Origin of the sequence: Devosia submarina, from assembly GCF_003056345.1 — a bacterium.
GTDB classification, from domain to species: Bacteria; Pseudomonadota; Alphaproteobacteria; order Rhizobiales; family Devosiaceae; genus Devosia; species Devosia submarina.
In genome coordinates, this window is sequence record NZ_PYWB01000004.1 from 192684 (window position 1) to 209193 (window position 16510).

A 16510-nucleotide genomic window follows, 5' to 3' on the forward strand; every position below is an offset into this window, starting at 1 on the left:
GCCCCTTCCGGCGACTTTGCCGCATGCATTCTGATTCCCCGACAGAGACGCCATGACCTGGCTGGCCGAAACCGCCATGTTGAGCCACGGCTGGCGCCGCTTTCTCCTTCTGCTGATTGCAGGCGCAATTGCGGGCTTGTCGGTGCCCCCGCTCTTTGTTCTGCCAGCACTGTTCATCAGCTTCCCGTTTTGGGTCTGGTGCCTTGATGGTGCCGAGCCGGGTCGCGGCTGGCGGCGCTTTTTCGGACAGGCCTTTGCCATAGGCTTTGCTTTTGGCTGGGGCTATTTCACCGTCGCCTTTCATTGGCTTGGCGCCGCGTTTTTCGTAGACGGCGGGATCATGATTGCGCTCATGCCGTTCGCCATTCTGGCGCTGGCAGCGTTGATCGCCTTCTTTTGGGGCCTTGGCAGCGCTCTTGCGCATCTGTTCTGGAGCCACGGGCCATGGCGCATTGTGACGCTGGGGACCTTCATCACCATTGCCGAATGGGCGCGTGGCCACGTGCTCACGGGCTTTCCGTTCGACCTTTTAGGTTATGCGCTGACCCCAACTGACGAGATGATGCAGATCACCTCGGTAATTGGTGTTTACGGGCTGACCTTTGTTGCAGCGCTGCTGGCGCTGACACCCGCCTTGATCTGGCCAGCTAGCAACAGGAGCCTCAGCAGGCGCCTGTTGCCGTTCTTTCTGGCGATCCTGGTCATCGCCGTGCAACTTGGTTACGGCTTCAATCGCTTGGCTGGAACAATCTCCACCGAGCGCACCGATATTGCAATGCGCCTTGTCCAGCCCATGGTGTACGAGCATTCGGATTGGGGCAATGTTGATCCGGCTGCCTTGATCGACAAGCTGCTGATGATCTCCGAAATGCGGATGGACCCAGCCGATCAGGGGCTGGCTGATATCACCCACCTTGTCTGGCCGGAATCCAGCCTGCCGTTCTTTTTGTCCTCCTACCCCGATGCGCTGGCCCGCATTGCCCGGCTCCTGCCGGACACAGCAACCTTGCTGGCCGGCATTCCGCGCCAGCAGTTTGAGCCAGGGCAAACGCAAAGTGCAGGCCCGCCGTTCAATGCCCTGCTGGCCATCGATACCAGCGGCGAGATCATTGCGTCCTACGACAAGTCTCATCTGGTACCCTTTGGCGAATTCCTGCCATTCAGCCAGTTCTTTTCCCGGCTCGGCATCAAGCAGTTCGTGCCCGGGGCCGAGGGCTGGGCGCATGGCGATGCCCGACGTCGCCTTATGAGCTTGCCCAGTACTCCGGCCTTTCTGGCGCTGATTTGCTACGAGATTCTGTTTTCGGGCGATCTGGGTGACACAGCAGGCGCGCAGTTCATTCTCAACATCACCAATGATGCCTGGTTCGACCATTCTATTGGACCGGCGCAGCATGCCCATCATGCTCGAGTACGGGCTGTGGAGGAGGGCCTGAGCTTGATCCGCGCCGCCAATACTGGCCTGACCTTCACCACCGATCCGCTTGGGCGGGTCACGGCCGGTATTGCCCCGCTGCAAATGGCAGTGCTCGATGTCCGGCCGCATGAACGGCTCCCCGCCACAGTTTTTTCCCAGCTGCGTCATTGGCCTTTGTTGATCGCCATCATTGCAGGCCTCCTGATATCCCTTGTGGTTTCCCGCCGCGGACGCCGCGCCAGAGTATAGGAAGCGAAATCGTGCTCCAAAACGGCAAGGTGGGATATCAAGCTTTCTTTATATCCGCCTTGACCAGAGGGTGAGCCGATGTCACAAACCCCTCGAAACAGCTTCCGAATGGCGTGTTTCGGATAGTTCAGGGGATTTTTCTTGGCACGGTCGTCCTATCTCTTTACCTCGGAATCGGTTTCCGAGGGTCATCCAGACAAGGTTTGCGACCGGATCAGCGATGAGATCGTCGATCTGGTTTTCAAGGAAGCCAAGAAAACCGGCATGGACCCTTCCCAGGTCCGCATCGCCTGCGAGACCCTGGCAACCACGAACCGTGTCGTGATTGCCGGCGAAGTGCGCGTGCCCGAAACCTTGCTCAAAAAAGGCAAGGACGGCACCGTCCTGCTCGATAGCTCCGGCAATCCGGTGGTCAATCCATCCAAGTTCAAATCTGCTGCGCGCAAGGCCATCCGCGCCATCGGCTATGAGCAAGATGGTTTTCACTGGAAGACCTGCCGTATCGATGTGCTGCTGCATGGGCAGTCGGCCGATATTGCTCAGGGCGTGGATGAAAGCGGCAACAAGGATGTAGGTGCGGGCGATCAAGGCATTATGTTCGGCTATGCGAGCCGGGAAACGCCTGAATTGCTGCCGGCGCCAATCTATTATGCCCATAAGATCCTTGAAACCCTGACCACGGCACGCAAGGCCAATAATGGCCCGGCCGGGAAGCTGGGACCTGATGCCAAGTCGCAGGTGACGGTGCGCTACGAGGACGGTCAGCCAATCGGCGTGACCCAGATTGTGCTGTCAACCCAGCACCTTGATCCTTCGCTCACCTCGGCCGATGTCCGCACCATTGTGGAACCCCATGTGCGGGCTGCCCTTCCTGACGGCTGGATTAGCGATGACACGGTCTGGCACGTCAATCCGACGGGCAAGTTCGTGGTTGGCGGGCCTGATGGCGATGCTGGCTTGACCGGTCGTAAGATCATTGTAGACACTTATGGCGGTGCGGCGCCCCATGGTGGCGGCGCGTTTTCAGGCAAGGACCCGACCAAGGTGGATCGTTCGGCCGCCTACGCCGCGCGCTATCTCGCCAAGAACGTGGTTGCTGCAGGTCTTGCTGATCGCGCAACCATCCAGCTCAGCTATGCCATTGGCGTAGCGCAGCCCCTTTCGATCTATGTGGACCTTCATGGCACCGGCAAGGTGGACGAGGCTGTTGTGGAAGGGGCTCTGGCCAAGGTGATGGATCTGACGCCGCGTGGCATTCGCACCCATCTTGATCTCAACAAGCCCATCTATGCCAAAACCGCGGCCTACGGGCATTTTGGTCGCAAGGCGGGACGGGACGGCAGTTTTTCCTGGGAAAAGACTGATCTGGTCGGCGCGCTCAAGGCGGCCGTAAAGTAAAGCAGCGAGCTGATGACCGATCACCAACTGCCCAAGACCCGCGCGGGCGAGCCGCGGGCTTTCTTTGGCCGCCGCTCCGGCAAAAAGCTGCATGGCGGCCAGCAGGCTGTTTTCGACGCAACCCTGCCGGCACTTGAAATCAGGGTTGAGGGCACGTTTGATCCACGCGCTTTGTTTCCCCAAGCCGAAAAGATCATTGTGGAGATCGGCTATGGCGGTGGGGAGCATCTAGCGCTGGAGGCCGGGCGCCACCCGCAGATCGGTTACATCGGCTGCGAAGTGTTTACCGGCGGCATTGGCAAGATGGTTCAGGCCATTGCTGCGCAGGATCTGCGCAATGTGCGCCTGTTTACCGACGATGCGTTCAAGCTGCTCCTGGCACTTCCGGATGCCTCGCTGGACGAGGTTTACCTGTTGTATCCCGATCCCTGGCCCAAGACACGGCACCATAAACGCCGCTTCGTGTCTCCGACCACGCTGGCCGAACTGGCTCGCGTGATCCGGCCGGGTGGCCGTTTTCATTTTGCAACCGACATCGAAGATTATGCAAACTGGACACTGGCACATATTGTGCGCACACCCTCCTTCTCCTTTATGCCGGATAAGCCGGGCGGCTGGCATGAGCCTTACCCCGGTTGGGAGCCGACGCGTTATGAGCAAAAGGCACGGCGCGAAGGGCGGTTGGTAAGCTTTTACTTCTCGTTTACCCGACAGTGAGTTGCGCCTTACGCGCGCGCCACATCTTCCCGTTTGAGTTAAGCTGGGTATTGGTAAGCCGTATCGGCGCTCCCATATCGGCTTTTCCATCAACTTCTTCGGGGCAAGCCAATGCCAAGGGCGTCCATCAATGGCGATAGCGAAGCTGACAACGATGTGCTTCGGATACGCCCGGGCAAATGGACACTGACGGTGGTGACACTGCTCCGCCACAACAGGCTGCGCTTCAATGAAATCAAGCGCGAAGCCGGCATTGCTCAAAAGACCCTGACTCTTACCTTGCGCGAACTGGAGCGCGATGGGTTTGTCACGCGCACCATGTTCGCGACCATTCCGCCGAGGGTTGATTATGAACTGACGCAGCTGGGGCGGGAATTGCTGGAGATGGCGGACAATATGCGCCTGTTTGCAGCGGTGATTGCCGACCGGGTGCTCGCTGCACGTCAGCAATTCGACGATGCGGGTGGAGAGCCGGTGATCCGGCTTAGCCATCCCAGATAGGGAGTACGGGCGCCGTCACCATAGCGACGGCGCCGTGATCGGCAGAGCCTAGAGCGCGACCTGCTCCAGCGTGCCGGGCGCAAAGAACTGCATGACCTGACGGCCGTCCTCGAGCGTCACAAAGGCGCGAACCAGCCCACCCCAGTTTTCAACGGCATTGGCGTTGACGCCCTTGTCGCGCAGGCGGGACAGGATGTTCTGGGCAGCGGTGTCGTAGCTGCTCTGGTCGGATTCTTCACTGTTGAAGTCGTCGAGGCCTATTGCCGAATTGGGCTCGGCAAAGGCGGGAGCAGCTACGCCAGCAAGTGCGGCAGCGGCAACAAGGGCGATAACAGTGTTCTTGATCATTTGAGGTGTTCCTTTCGTTTGAACACCCTGGAAATGGGGCGGCCGCAAACGGGCACAAGACGCGATCTTGCGCTTGGCAGGGGTTGAACTCTGCCAGTGGCCCCCAAGGGTTTTCTCAAGGAAATCGAGGGACTTAAACGTGACCGGGTTTCCTTCGTGACACCGCGTTTCCTTTGAGTGACAATCCGGCCGGGCAGGGCTTTGCACCCCCGTGGACCGCTGCCCGGATGGGTTTGGAAAGAACACAAACGGCCTTGATGAACCGACTGGATAGGCATTTGGAGGCATTGATTTGCTGTCCCGTCGGTCGTCTATTTTTTGCAGAAAAAAATGCGATAATTTTGATCCGACGCTTGAAGGCGTGGAGTGAAGCCTTTCGGCTGGGGCAATTTCGTGCCGCACAACCTTCGCGCCATCTTGCCGTGCGATGTGCAATCAGCAGTGCACTTGCGGCTCAGCGCCGGGCGCGCTATATAGAGGCCAACATCTCTAGCGATTTTGCAGAGTGGGAGCCTTCCGGCCCCGCTCTTTTTTATTACATGAAGGGACCGATGAGCTTCGATCTCACCGAACAGCGCTTCATCAAGGAAACGGGCCTCGAGGCTCGCGTCGCCCGAATTGTCGAGCCCGTGGCCAATGGCCTGGGCTTTTCCCTGGTGCGGGTCAAGATCACCCAGGAAAACGGCTGCACGCTCCAGATCATGGCGGAAGACGAACACGGCCGCTTCACCATCGTCAACTGCGAGGCCCTGAGCAAGGATCTCTCGCCGGTTCTTGATGTGGAAGACCCGATCGATCGTGAATACCATCTGGAAGTATCTTCTCCAGGGATCGACCGCCCGCTGGTGCGCCGCCGCGATTTCCAAGGCTATATCGGCCATGAGGCCAAGATCGAGCTTGGCGACATGATCAATGGGCGCAAGCGCTTCCGCGGCTTCATCAAGGCTGTGGAAGACGATGCTGTCATCATCACCCTGCCTGACGCACCTGCCGGCACCGATCCCGATCACCGCCTGCCTTTCCGTAATCTCGCGGAAGCCAAGCTCTTGATGACCGACGCCCTGATGGAAAAGGCACGCCTCGACCAGGAAGCTCATCCCATCGACGATGATGAGACCGAAACGGTCGAATACGCCGATGCAGACATTGACGATGAAGACGATATTTCCCCCGAGGACGCGGCGGGAACCAAGCCGACCAAGGAGACCCACTAAATGGCCGTTAGCGCGAACCGCCTCGAGCTGTTGCAGATCGCAGATGCCGTCGCCCGCGAAAAGTCGATCGACCGCATGGTCGTGATCGAGGCGATGCAGGACGCCATGGAAAAGGCGGCCAAGGGTCGCTATGGCGCCGAAACCGAGATCAAGGTCGAGATCAATCCGCGTTCGGGCGAAACCCGCATGTGGCGCCTTCTTGAGATTGTCGAGAATGTCGAGGAGCCCAGCCGCCAGGTTGATCTCAAGCGCGCGCAGAGCAAGTCGCCCGAGGCGAAGATCGGCGATTTTCTGACCGAGCCTCTGCCGCCTATGGAATTCGGCCGTATCGCTGCCCAGTCTGCCAAGCAGGTGATTGTGCAAAAGGTGCGCGATGCCGAGCGCGAGCGCATGTATGACGAATATTTCAACCGCATCGGCGAGATCGTCAACGGCACGGTCAAGCGCGTCGAATATGGCAATGTCATCGTCGATCTGGGTCGTGGCGAAGCCATTATCCGCCGCGACGAGCTGATCCCGCGTGAAATGTTCCGCTATGGCGATCGCGTGCGCGCCTATGTCTATGATGTGCGCCGCGAACAGCGCGGGCCGCAGATTTTCCTGTCGCGCACCCATCCGCAATTCATGGCCAAGCTCTTCATGCAGGAAGTGCCCGAAATCTATGATGGCGTGATCACCATTCGCTCGATTGCCCGTGATCCGGGCTCGCGCGCCAAGATCGCCGTGACATCCTCCGATAGCTCGATCGATCCCGTCGGCGCCTGCGTTGGTATGCGTGGTTCGCGCGTGCAGGCCGTGGTTGCTGAGCTGCAGGGCGAAAAGATCGACATCATCCCTTGGACCGACTCCATTGCCGATCTCGTTGTTTCCGCCTTGCAGCCTGCCGATGTCGCCAAGGTGGTGCTCGACGAGCAAGCCGAGCGCATCGAAGTCGTAGTGCCGGACGAGCAGCTCTCGCTTGCCATTGGTCGTCGCGGCCAGAACGTACGCCTTGCTTCGCAGCTGATCGGCTGGGATATCGACATCCTGACCGAGCAGGAAGAATCCGAGCGGCGCCAGAAAGAATTCACCGAACGGTCCAGCTTGTTCATGCAGGCCCTTGACGTTGACGAGATGGTTGCCCAACTATTGGCTTCCGAAGGGTTTTCCTCGGTCGAGGAACTGGCCTATATTGACGCCAACGAAATTGCCTCTATCGAAGGATTCGACGAGGAAACCGCTGGCGAAATCCAGAACCGTGCCGCCGAATATTTGGCAGCAATCGACCGGGCCCATGACGAAGAGCGCAAGAAGCTCGGCGTGGAGGATGAACTCTATGAAATCCCTGGCCTGACCGCCGCCATGCTGGTGGCTCTGGGCAAGGAGGACATCAAGTCCGTGGAAGACTTTGCGGGCTGTGCCGCCGATGATCTGATCGGCTGGAGCGAACGCAAGGACGGGGAAACCAAGCGCTTTGAAGGCACCTTCAAGGACTTCCCCATTTCTCGCGAGGAAGCCGAAGACATGATCATGCAGGCCCGCCTCAGGGCCGGCTGGATCAACGAGGACGAGCTGGCGGCCGAACAGGGTGACGCAGCAGCCATCGACGAGGCAACGGCTTAGGCCGTTTCGGAAGCGAGGGACCAGATGGCCCGGCGCGAAGAAACAAGTCGGATGTGCGCTCTGACACGGGCTGAAAAGCCCGTGGCGGAGCTGATCCGTTTCGTGCTGGGGCCTGACGGCGTCGTGGTCCCGGACACGGAAGCCAAGGCGGAAGGGCGCGGTGTGTGGCTCAGCCTCAACCGTGAACTGGTCGCCGAGGCGGTCAAGAAGAAGGTATTTGCGCGCAGCCTCAAGTGCGAGGTAAAGCTGCCCGGGGATTTGCCCGGTCTCACGCAAATGCGGCTCGAGCAGCGCTTTTTGGGCGCGCTGGGCATGGCGCGCAAGGCGGGCCAGCTGACATTCGGCGCCACCAAGGTGCGCAGCTTGATCGAGAATGGCGGGCTGCTGGCGCTGATCACGGCGACGGATGCAGCCGAGGACGGGCGCAGCAAGATGGCGGGAGCCTTGAGGGCCCTCCATTATGCCGCTGCCGAACAAGGAATTGACGGGTTCAACGTGCCTCATTTCGAATTGCTCACTTCCGAGCAAATGGGTTTGGCACTTGGACTGGAAAATGTGATACATGCTGCCCTAACGAATGGGGCAGCAGCCCAATCGGCAGTGGAAAAGGCGCGTAGACTGGCACTTTTCCTCGCCAAGCCAACGGAAATGGACACCGGCCGCGCAGCGGTTGACGGTGATCTTTTGCCCGAGGAACAGGACGAAAGACGCGAGATACATGGCTGATAACGACGACAAGCGCACCGAAGACACGGGCGCGAAGAAGACGCTGACACTGAAGGGCGGCCCAGGCCTGGGCAACCGTCCGGGCATGTCGCGCGGTCCTTCCCGCTCGACGGTGGTTGTCGAAAAGCGCACAAGGCTGGTTCCAAAGCCCAATGCGCCGATGAACACGCCGCAACGACCGCCTGCTGGTGGGCAAGGCAGCGGCCGTCCACAAAGCGGCCGACCGGCTCCGGCTGCTCGCGCGCCACTAGGCCTGTCCCCGGCCGAAGCCGAGGCCCGCCGCCAGGCGCTGGCCCTCGCTGGCGCTCGCGCTGCTGAAGACAACCAGCGCTTTGCAGCTGAAGAAGCCCGTCGCATCGAGGAAGATGCGCGTCGTCGCCAGATCCGGGAGGAAGCCGAACGCGCCGAGCGCGAGGCTGCCGCAGCGGCTGCTGCCGCCGCCGCCCCCGCTGCGCCCGAGCCTGCCGCAGAGCCCACGCCGCCAGCCGCTGAAGCTGCGCCGGCTGCTGCGCCAACCCCTGCCGCACCCGTGATCCCCGCCTCGCAGCGCAATCCTGGACCATCCAGCGTGCGCGTCGTGGCCGGCCGTCCTGGCCAGCCGCCACGTCCCCCACGCGCCGAGCGGCCCAGCAATACGCGCCCCGAAAGCGAGCGTGGTGCCAATGCCTATATCAAGCCCGGTGCTGCCGGTGCGCGTCCGGGTGCGCCCGGCGCCCGCCCATCCGGCACAGCTGGCCGCCCCGCCGGTGAACGTCGTCCGGCCGGTGCCGGCATGGCGCCGATCGGCAATGTGCCACCCGCACCACCCAGCGAAGCCGATGGCCGCAAGATCCGCTCGGGCGCGCCCCAGGTCCGCCCGACCACGGCCGCAGAACTTGAAAATGCCCGCCGCGCATCCCGCGCCACGCCGGAACGGCCCACGCGCCGTGCCGGTGAGGAAGCCCTTGGCCGCAGCCGCCTGACCGTTGCCAGCGCAACCACCGAAAACGATCGCGATCGTGGTCCGTCGCTGGCCGCCATGCGCCGTCGTCGCGACAAGAAGATGGGCCGCAACCAGCAGGATGCGCCAAAGCTGAGCCGTGAAGTGACCATTCCTGAAGCGATCACGGTGCAGGAATTGGCCAACCGCATGGCCGAGCGCTCGGTAACCGTGATCAAGCTGCTGATGCAGCAGGGTCAGATGGCCACGATCAACGACGTTCTTGACGCCGATACGGCTGAACTGATCGCGACCGAACTGGGCCACACCGTTAAGCGTGTGTCGGAAGCCGACGTGGAAGAGGGCTTGTTCGATATTGCATCGGACGACAAGGCCGAGGATCTGACCGATCGTGCGCCTGTTGTGACCATCATGGGTCACGTTGACCACGGCAAGACCTCCTTGCTCGACGCGATCCGCGAAGCCAATGTGGTGTCGGGTGAAGCCGGTGGCATCACCCAGCATATCGGCGCCTACCAGGTCGAAAAGAACGGCAGCAAGATCACCTTCCTTGATACCCCCGGCCACGAGGCGTTCACCGCCATGCGTGCCCGCGGCGCCCAGGCGACCGATATTGCGGTTCTGGTGGTGGCAGCCGATGACGGCGTGATGCCGCAGACGATCGAATCCATCCGCCACGCCAAGGCAGCGGGTGTTCCGATCATCGTGGCCATCAACAAGATGGACAAGCCCGAAGCCAACCCGACCCGCGTTCGCACCGAGCTCTTGCAACACGAAGTGTTCGTGGAATCCATGGGCGGCGACGTGCTGGACGTGGAAGTTTCGGCCAAGACCCAGGCCGGCCTCGACAAGCTGCTCGAAACCATCCTGCTGCAGGCCGAAGTGCTTGAACTCAAGGTAGCCCGCGACGGGCGCGCCGAGGGTCTGGTCATCGAAGCCAAGCTCGATCGCGGTCGCGGTGCCGTCGCGACGGTTCTGGTGCAGCGCGGTACACTGCGCGTCGGTGACATCCTGGTTGCCGGCACCGAGTTTGCCCGTGTGCGTGCCCTGATCAACGACAAGGGCGAGCAGGTCAAGGAAGCCGGTCCCTCTATTCCGGTGGAAGTGCTGGGCTTTACCGGCGTGCCGAGCGCGGGCGACCGCTTCTCGGTGGTCGAGACCGAAGCGCGTGCTCGTGAAGTTACCGAATACCGTCAGCGCGCAATCCGCGAGAAGACGGCAGGCGGCGGAGCCACGAGCCTTGAGCAGATGATGAATCAGCTCAAGGTCGCCGGCATCGCCAAGTTCCCGCTGATCATCAAGGGTGACGTGCAGGGTTCGGTGGAGGCCATTGTGGCTTCGCTCAACAAGCTCTCGACCGACGAAGTGTCGGCGCAGATCCTTATGAGCGCGGTTGGCGGCATCACCGAAAGCGACGTGACCCTGGCTTCGGCATCGAACGCCATCGTCATCGGCTTCAACGTGCGTGCCAACAAGCAGGCGACGGATCTGGCCACCCGCGACGGCATCGAAATCCGATACTACAACATCATCTACGACCTCGTGGATGACGTGAAGAACGCGATGAGCGGCTTGCTTAAGCCGGAACGCCGCGAAACCTTTATCGGCAACGCGGAAATCCTCGAAGTCTTCCAGATCACCAAGGTCGGCAAGGTTGCCGGCTGCCGGATCACCGAAGGCATGGTGGAGCGTGGCTCGGGCGTGCGGCTTATCCGCGACAACGTTGTTATCCACGAAGGCAAGCTCAAGACGCTCAAGCGCTTCAAGGACGAGGTCAAGGAAGTTCAGACGGGTCAAGAATGCGGCATGGCCTTTGAAAACTACGAAGACATGCGCGCTGGCGACGTTATCGAATGCTTCCGCGTCGAAACGGTCCAGCGCACGCTGTAACCGTCGAGATCATAGACGAGCAAAAGGGCGCGGGGATTTCTCCCGGCGCCCTTTTTCATAGCCGCTTGGCCGCTTAGTTCAGCTGGACGATTACGCGGGTCTGGGTATCGACCAAGGCTGGACGGTCGCCGACATAGACATAAGAATAGCTGGAGTCTGGAACGCGAACGAGTTCAACGCTTTCCGGAACTACATAGCCAACTGTCACATCGCCTTCGAGCTCGACTGGATCGATCGGATTGCTGGTGACGTAGTCGGCTGAAGTCTGCGGCACGAGATAGCCGGGGGACTGCACAAAGGCGCGCGACTCGAGATCCACGATCCAGACGCGATCATTGGCATAGACATAGCCGTAAGAATCATCGCCCTCGATCGGGTAGATGGTGACATCGGACGGAACCACAAAGCCAACATCGACGCTGTCGCTGAGGTAGATGGGTTCAACCGGCTGCGCCATAGCGTATTCAACGCTGGAGGCCTGAACGCCGGCGCCTGCACCAAGGGTTGCCCCGGCAAAGCCGCCGATGATCGCGCCGATCGGGCCGCCAACAACGGCGCCTACCGACGCGCCCACTGCGCCGCCGCTGGCACCGCCAACAAGCGCACCTTCTTCGGCGTCCTGTTCAGCAGCGGATTCAACACCCACCACCCGGTCCTGGGCCATTGCCGGCAGGCTTGCGGCGGCGAGCGAAATTGCGGCCACGGAGGCCATGAGGATCTTTTTCATTGTTCTTGTCCTTTAGTGGAGTGGCGAGCCACTCATTGTGCGGGCAGCGCATGTCGCAAAGACCTGCGCCCATTGTTCCGCCCCGTGCCAACAAACGGAGGACAAGCCCGTTCGTTCCGAAGCGCTAGAGCAGCCGCTCGATGGCCGGCGCAAGACTTTCCGGCTCCACGCCCGGGGCGAAGCGCTCCACCACATGACCATCCCGGCCCAGCAGGAACTTGGCAAAGTTCCAGCTGATGTCCTCGCTTTCAGCGCCAGGCGCTGATCGCTTGAGCCAGGTATAGAGCGGATGCTCACCCGGACCATTCACCTCGATCTTGCTGAACAGGGGAAAGGAAACCTCATAGGAAAGGGAGCAGAACCGAGCGATCTCTGCGGCACTTCCTGGTTCCTGTTCTGCGAACTGATTGCAGGGAAAACCAAGAACAACAAAACCCCGGTCGCCAAAGCGCCTATAAAGCGCCTCGAGCCCCTCATATTGTGGCGTCAGCCCGCATTTGCTCGCGACATTGACCACCAAGACTACTTTGCCGAGATAGTCGGCCAGCGGCTGCGTTGTTCCATCCAGCAATTGTGGGCTGAAATCGCCGAGTGTCATGACCATGATCGCTCCTGCCCGGAATAGTGCTGAACGTTTCTAGCACAGGCCTGGCAAGGGGGCAAAAAGGGGCGCCATCGAAATGGCAAAGCATCCTTCTGGCAGCGAGGACAAGCTGCTGCCTGCGACAATCAGGCGCCAAGGCTACGTAGTTCAACTGCTATACGCCCCGTAGTTTATACAGGTAAGTTCAAGCCCGGGGACGCAATGCTGGATTGTCCATGATTGCCCACTTTTGCTACGAGCGCATACCTCCGCCAGACTGTATTTCCGTTGAGCTGATCAGCGGGCGGAGCGGAGCGCTTGGGCTGGTGAATCTGCCCCCGCAAGCCTTCCGGCAAATGGAGAGCCTCAGCCCTGCGGCAGCTCGTTCGGGCGATGCCATGTCCTTGCCCTTTGCCTTGAGCTATGCGGTGCTGGCGGCCTCCATCAGCGGCTGCCAGCTCAGCATTGCCGGCGAAAGAGCGCTCTGGCCTACAAACTGGGGTGCGCTCATAGACTGATTGCCCGGCTAAGATCGATCTCCCCGAAAATGGCGGCCTTGGCGACCGTTTGCACCCGGTTGGTTGAGCGAAGCTTGCGGGCCGACGAGTGGATGTGAAATTCCACCGTGCGGGGCGTTATTTCCAGCTTGCCGCCAATTTCCTCGGCCGTAAGGCCTGCCGCGACCCAGGTCAGGACAGCCCGTTCGCGTCGCGAAAGGATAAAGGGCTTGGATGGCTTGGCATCGGACGTGTCCAATGCGGCGGCAGCCTGCCCCAGGGTGATGGTACCGACATAGCCGATATAGTGCCCCGCTGCATCAAACAGCGGATTGGAGGTGGCCGGCACAAGCTGGTAGTGCCCGGTTGCCTGCAGGATGCGGTATTCGGTCTGAAACGGGCGCCGTTCGATCCTCGCGCTGGTGAGGCCGGCAAGGGCCGCTTCCTTGTCATCGGGGTGGATGACGGCGAGCCAGCCATAATGGAGGGCGTGGTCATGGGCCTGGCCGGTCGTGGCGGTCCATTGCGGGTTCACATAAATGGCGCAGCCATTTTCATTGGCGAGCCAGATCATGTGGGGCACGGGATCAGACAAGAAACGGATCGCCTGCCTCTCGGGCGTCCAAACTTTTTCCGCCTCAGAATCCACCAGCATGCCCATCTGCACAATTGCGCCACAATCATCATAATCACGGAACAGCTTTGGGACAAAGATAAATGTTTATCGTTCTATTTTCGCTCCTGAGCGACGGGAGAACATGGAGGCGCGCCGAAGCACCGGCAGGCCTGAAGGCTTCCGGTTCGGAACGGTGAGACGGACCCCGAGACGCCCAGCGTCCCGATAGGGAATGGGAGATGAGACACAGGGCGCCTCGGGGTGCCCGGGATTTTCTGGCGCGCGCGACTCTGGCTTCCGCAAGGCCCCTGGCCCGCCAAAAGCACTTCCGCTTGCCCAGGCAGGAGCACGACCTCCCACCCCCCGGTTGTTGCTGCGCCATTGGCCGTGCACGCCGTCTCTGCGCAGCAATGGGGTGAGTGTAAGGGAGACGAAGGAGAGGGGGAGAAGCGGCATTGTTTGGCGCGGATGTCTTGGCTCCCGCAACAGTCGCGCCAGTCCCGGCGTTGCTCTTGGCCACAGGGGAGAACTGCATGGGCACCGACATCACCCAATACCACGAACCCACAGATGCGAAAGCCAATGCACCGGCCCGGGCGCGCCTGCGCTGGAGCTGGGGCAAGGCCAGCATGGAAGTGGACGCCGAGATAACGCCAACAGGATTTCTGGGGATTGGCGGCATGGTCGGGCTGATCCTGCTCGCCGTGGTGCCGATCATCTCGGCAGGAGGGAAGGCCAAGCGGCGTTAGGAGGGCGGGTTGGTGTTGCGGGCGCCTGATGCGATGGTGGTCATGGGTTGTGAAGCAGCCCGCAGCGGCAGGGGAAATTCCGCGCAGTGTACCTCAGGGTGAGCCTGTTGAACGGAGAGGCGTGGCACTCGGCTCTCCACTCTCTCGGCCCCGTGGTTCGACAGGCTCACCATGAGGCCTTTAGGGCCTTGGGTGGAGGTCTCGGGCTTTGGGCGATTTGCGCAGCACTGAATCCTTCCCCGTTTTCCCTCGGGCGAGGGGCGATCGCTCCTGCGGCCCCTTGCTCTCCTCAGTAGCCCTCATGGTGAGCCTGCCGAACCACGAGGGCGTGGCACCCCGACCCGCCATGCAGCCTTGGAACTTGGTTCTTGAGAATGGATGGTGCCACATCCTCGATCGTCATCCTTCGGAGTTGGAAAGAGGAGACTGCAGGGCGGAGCAATCGTTAAGTGCAGAGCCCCCGGGTCGAGCCCAGGGGTGACGAGGTGTGAGTTGGCGGTCCATCGGATCCAACATGGGTTTGGGGGTCCTCGCCTTGTCTATCCGGTTTAGCGGGCGCACCAAATTCTACTCCCAGGAGTCCCCTTACTAGCCGCAAGAACTCACCGCCGCTGGAACTGTTGGATGCGGACCGCCAGTTTGTGCCGCAGATCGGCGATCTTGGCCGTGTCGCCGACTTTTTCTCGCTCATGCACCATAGGGCGCAGGCGGCGCACCGGGGCGGGGGCATTGGGTATGGACCACATGAAGCATTTCTTGTCGTCGTGCCAGCCGGTCTGGCGCACTTCATAATTCTCCATCTCGGCGAGCGCCTGCCCCAGCTGCGTCAAGAGCCCACCATGGTCGGGCGCGGCCATCGGCAATTTGTCCCATCCCGGCCCAAAGACCCACGCATCGGCCAGCAAGGCCTCCGCCACGATCCGCGTCTGCTCGGCAATAGGCGTTTCAGGCTTGCGCGCGGCCAGCGGGGCAATCTGCTTGTGGAGCGCTGTGAGTTTAAGCCACAGCGCCTCATGGCGCCCCGCCAGCTTGAGGGTAACGGGCGGGGGTGTGTGAGGTTTGAGCAAGGTTGAACTCCTGTGTTTGGCCTAGGGCCGGAACAGGAGAGGGTAAGCGGCGGTGAGGGGAGGGGGATTAGTCAGGTTTTGCGGACCGCCAGCTTCCAGGGGTATTCCCCAGAAAGCATACATTGAGCCGCCAATCTACTCGGCACAGAAAGTTGCTTGTCGTCAGAAGTGATCGCCGGTCCGAAAGGGACCTATTCGCGTGCTGGCGGTTACCAAATACGCGGTGCTCCAACCGATAATCAGGAATCCCGTCACACCCGCTCATGCGGCACTGCTGCAAACCACATGGCCAATGCATTCGGACATGATGCGCGGCACAACCGCCAAGGACTTCCAAACCGCTTTCGTGTGTAGCATGATCCTGTTCCATCAGAGCGCGGCTGAATTCACGCGACACCACTCTGACGATGCCTTGAATCGGAACAATCACTCAGGACATCATCGCTGCTCAGCAGGTGGAGATCGCCGCGATGCAAGCCTAGCTGCGCGAACTATCGCATTAACCGCCGCGGAATGAGTTAACCATCCAAAACGAACAACGGAGATACAAGTGTTCCACCATCTAGTTGTTGCCGTCGACGGCTCAGAGCTAGCCGAGAGGGCGCTCAGGTCCAGCCTTGAACTTGCAAGAGTGCATGGCTCCAGGGTGACGATCATAACGTGTACCGATCCGATCAGTGCCGGCCTTGGGACCGGAGGTTTCGGCACCTTCGACGCTGCCTCGGTCATAAAACAGCTGGAGCAAGCCTACGCCGCAGAGGCAAACCAGGTCCTTGATGCTGCCAAAAAAACCTCCACCGAAGCAGGCATAGACGCCGAGACCCTCTATGTGCCCAACCAGAGGGCGGCGGACAGCATTCTGGAAAATTCGGAGAAGCTTGGCTGCGACCTTGTGGTTATGGGATCACATGGCCGAAGGGGATTTCAAAAGCTGCTGCTTGGAAGCCAGGCGGCAGCCGTCCTGGCTGGCTCGAAAGTTCCCGTGCTCATCATCAAGTAGAAGGGACTGGATTAGCTCTTTTGTGGTTGTCCTTCACGCCGTGCAGTCAATGGCAAGGTACCTAATATCATCGGCCAATGCCAAACGACTGTGAACGAGCGTAGGCACCTGCCAAGGGCTCATGAATGCACCCACAGCCATCAGAATTGCACCTTCATTCTACAGACTACGCGATCATTCATCACACCACCGGCGTCTTTAAGGGTGCCGGTCCGGCAAATTGGATGTTCAGATATAAGTGAACCGGCGTCGCCTGCCGCAACCGATCA

16 protein-coding genes are annotated in these 16510 nt (G+C 60.6%); 11 read left to right on the forward strand and 5 right to left on the reverse strand.

The annotated features are described in order from the left end of the window. Nucleotides 1-52: 52 nt before the first annotated feature. The 4 genes from lnt to DDE77_RS07380 all read left to right on the forward strand — a co-directional run bounded on the left by lnt (nt 53) and on the right by DDE77_RS07380 (nt 4282). Nucleotides 53-1666, forward strand: coding sequence for an apolipoprotein N-acyltransferase (lnt, locus tag DDE77_RS07365; RefSeq protein ID WP_108396803.1), 1614 nt, complete (start codon nt 53-55; stop codon nt 1664-1666). Nucleotides 1667-1807: 141 nt separating this feature from the next. Next, nucleotides 1808-3064, forward strand: coding sequence for a methionine adenosyltransferase (gene metK / locus DDE77_RS07370; protein ID WP_108396804.1), 1257 nt, complete (start codon nt 1808-1810; stop codon nt 3062-3064). Between the two features lie 12 nt (nt 3065-3076). After that, on the forward strand, nt 3077-3781 hold the full coding sequence (trmB, locus tag DDE77_RS07375; protein WP_108396805.1) for a tRNA (guanosine(46)-N7)-methyltransferase TrmB: 705 nt from the start codon (nt 3077-3079) through the stop codon (nt 3779-3781). 111 nt (nt 3782-3892) lie between these two features. Next, nucleotides 3893-4282: a winged helix-turn-helix transcriptional regulator gene (locus DDE77_RS07380; RefSeq protein WP_108396806.1), complete on the forward strand. Its 390-nt coding sequence runs from the start codon at nt 3893-3895 to the stop codon at nt 4280-4282. Between the two features lie 48 nt (nt 4283-4330). On the opposite strand, the gene DDE77_RS07385 is transcribed toward DDE77_RS07380, so the two are convergent. After that, on the reverse strand, nt 4331-4630 hold the full coding sequence (locus tag DDE77_RS07385) for a hypothetical protein (RefSeq protein ID WP_108396807.1): 300 nt from the start codon (nt 4628-4630) through the stop codon (nt 4331-4333). A 551-nt stretch (nt 4631-5181) separates the two neighbouring features. Here DDE77_RS07385 and rimP point away from each other — a divergent pair. The 4 genes from rimP to infB are packed head-to-tail and all read left to right on the forward strand — an operon-like array spanning nt 5182 to nt 11002. Beyond that, a complete protein-coding gene (rimP, locus tag DDE77_RS07390) occupies nt 5182-5844 on the forward strand; it encodes a ribosome maturation factor RimP (protein ID WP_108396808.1) in 663 nt (220 codons plus the stop codon). Next, entirely contained in the window at nt 5845-7446 is a 1602-nt protein-coding gene (gene nusA, locus DDE77_RS07395) for a transcription termination factor NusA (protein WP_108396809.1), read from the forward strand. 24 nt (nt 7447-7470) lie between these two features. Next, the gene (locus tag DDE77_RS07400; RefSeq protein ID WP_108396810.1) at nt 7471-8172 is read left to right on the forward strand and encodes an RNA-binding protein; all 702 of its coding nucleotides are present in this window, start codon (nt 7471-7473) and stop codon (nt 8170-8172) included. Beyond that, the gene (infB, locus tag DDE77_RS07405) at nt 8165-11002 is read left to right on the forward strand and encodes a translation initiation factor IF-2 (protein ID WP_108396811.1); all 2838 of its coding nucleotides are present in this window, start codon (nt 8165-8167) and stop codon (nt 11000-11002) included. Before DDE77_RS07400 ends, infB begins: the two co-directional genes overlap by 8 nt. Before the next feature lie 73 nt (nt 11003-11075). Here the strand turns inward: infB and DDE77_RS07410 are convergent, their stop codons facing one another. Next, nucleotides 11076-11729 (reverse strand): DUF1236 domain-containing protein, encoded by a 654-nt coding sequence (locus tag DDE77_RS07410; protein ID WP_108396812.1) that lies wholly within the window; start codon nt 11727-11729, stop codon nt 11076-11078. Nucleotides 11730-11853: 124 nt separating this feature from the next. Then, complete coding sequence (locus tag DDE77_RS07415; RefSeq protein ID WP_157959729.1) at nt 11854-12327, reverse strand: glutathione peroxidase; 474 nt, start codon at nt 12325-12327, stop codon at nt 11854-11856. Between the two features lie 221 nt (nt 12328-12548). On the opposite strand from DDE77_RS07415, the gene DDE77_RS07420 reads away from it, so the two are divergent. After that, a complete protein-coding gene (locus DDE77_RS07420; protein WP_108396814.1) occupies nt 12549-12830 on the forward strand; it encodes a hypothetical protein in 282 nt (93 codons plus the stop codon). Here the strand turns inward: DDE77_RS07420 and DDE77_RS07425 are convergent. Further along, nucleotides 12820-13464, reverse strand: coding sequence for a LuxR C-terminal-related transcriptional regulator (locus DDE77_RS07425; RefSeq protein WP_170116491.1), 645 nt, complete (start codon nt 13462-13464; stop codon nt 12820-12822). The two genes, DDE77_RS07420 and DDE77_RS07425, sit on opposite strands and share 11 nt — an antisense overlap. Nucleotides 13465-13958: 494 nt before the next feature. On the opposite strand from DDE77_RS07425, the gene DDE77_RS07430 reads away from it, so the two are divergent. Continuing rightward, the gene (locus DDE77_RS07430) at nt 13959-14174 is read left to right on the forward strand and encodes a hypothetical protein (protein WP_108396816.1); all 216 of its coding nucleotides are present in this window, start codon (nt 13959-13961) and stop codon (nt 14172-14174) included. A gap of 602 nt (nt 14175-14776) precedes the next feature. Here the strand turns inward: DDE77_RS07430 and DDE77_RS07435 are convergent. Continuing rightward, the gene (locus tag DDE77_RS07435) at nt 14777-15241 is read right to left on the reverse strand and encodes a hypothetical protein (protein WP_108396817.1); all 465 of its coding nucleotides are present in this window, start codon (nt 15239-15241) and stop codon (nt 14777-14779) included. 550 nt (nt 15242-15791) lie between these two features. Here DDE77_RS07435 and DDE77_RS07445 point away from each other — a divergent pair. Continuing rightward, complete coding sequence (locus DDE77_RS07445) at nt 15792-16241, forward strand: universal stress protein (protein ID WP_157959710.1); 450 nt, start codon at nt 15792-15794, stop codon at nt 16239-16241. The last annotated feature ends 269 nt before the right edge of the window (nt 16242-16510 follow it).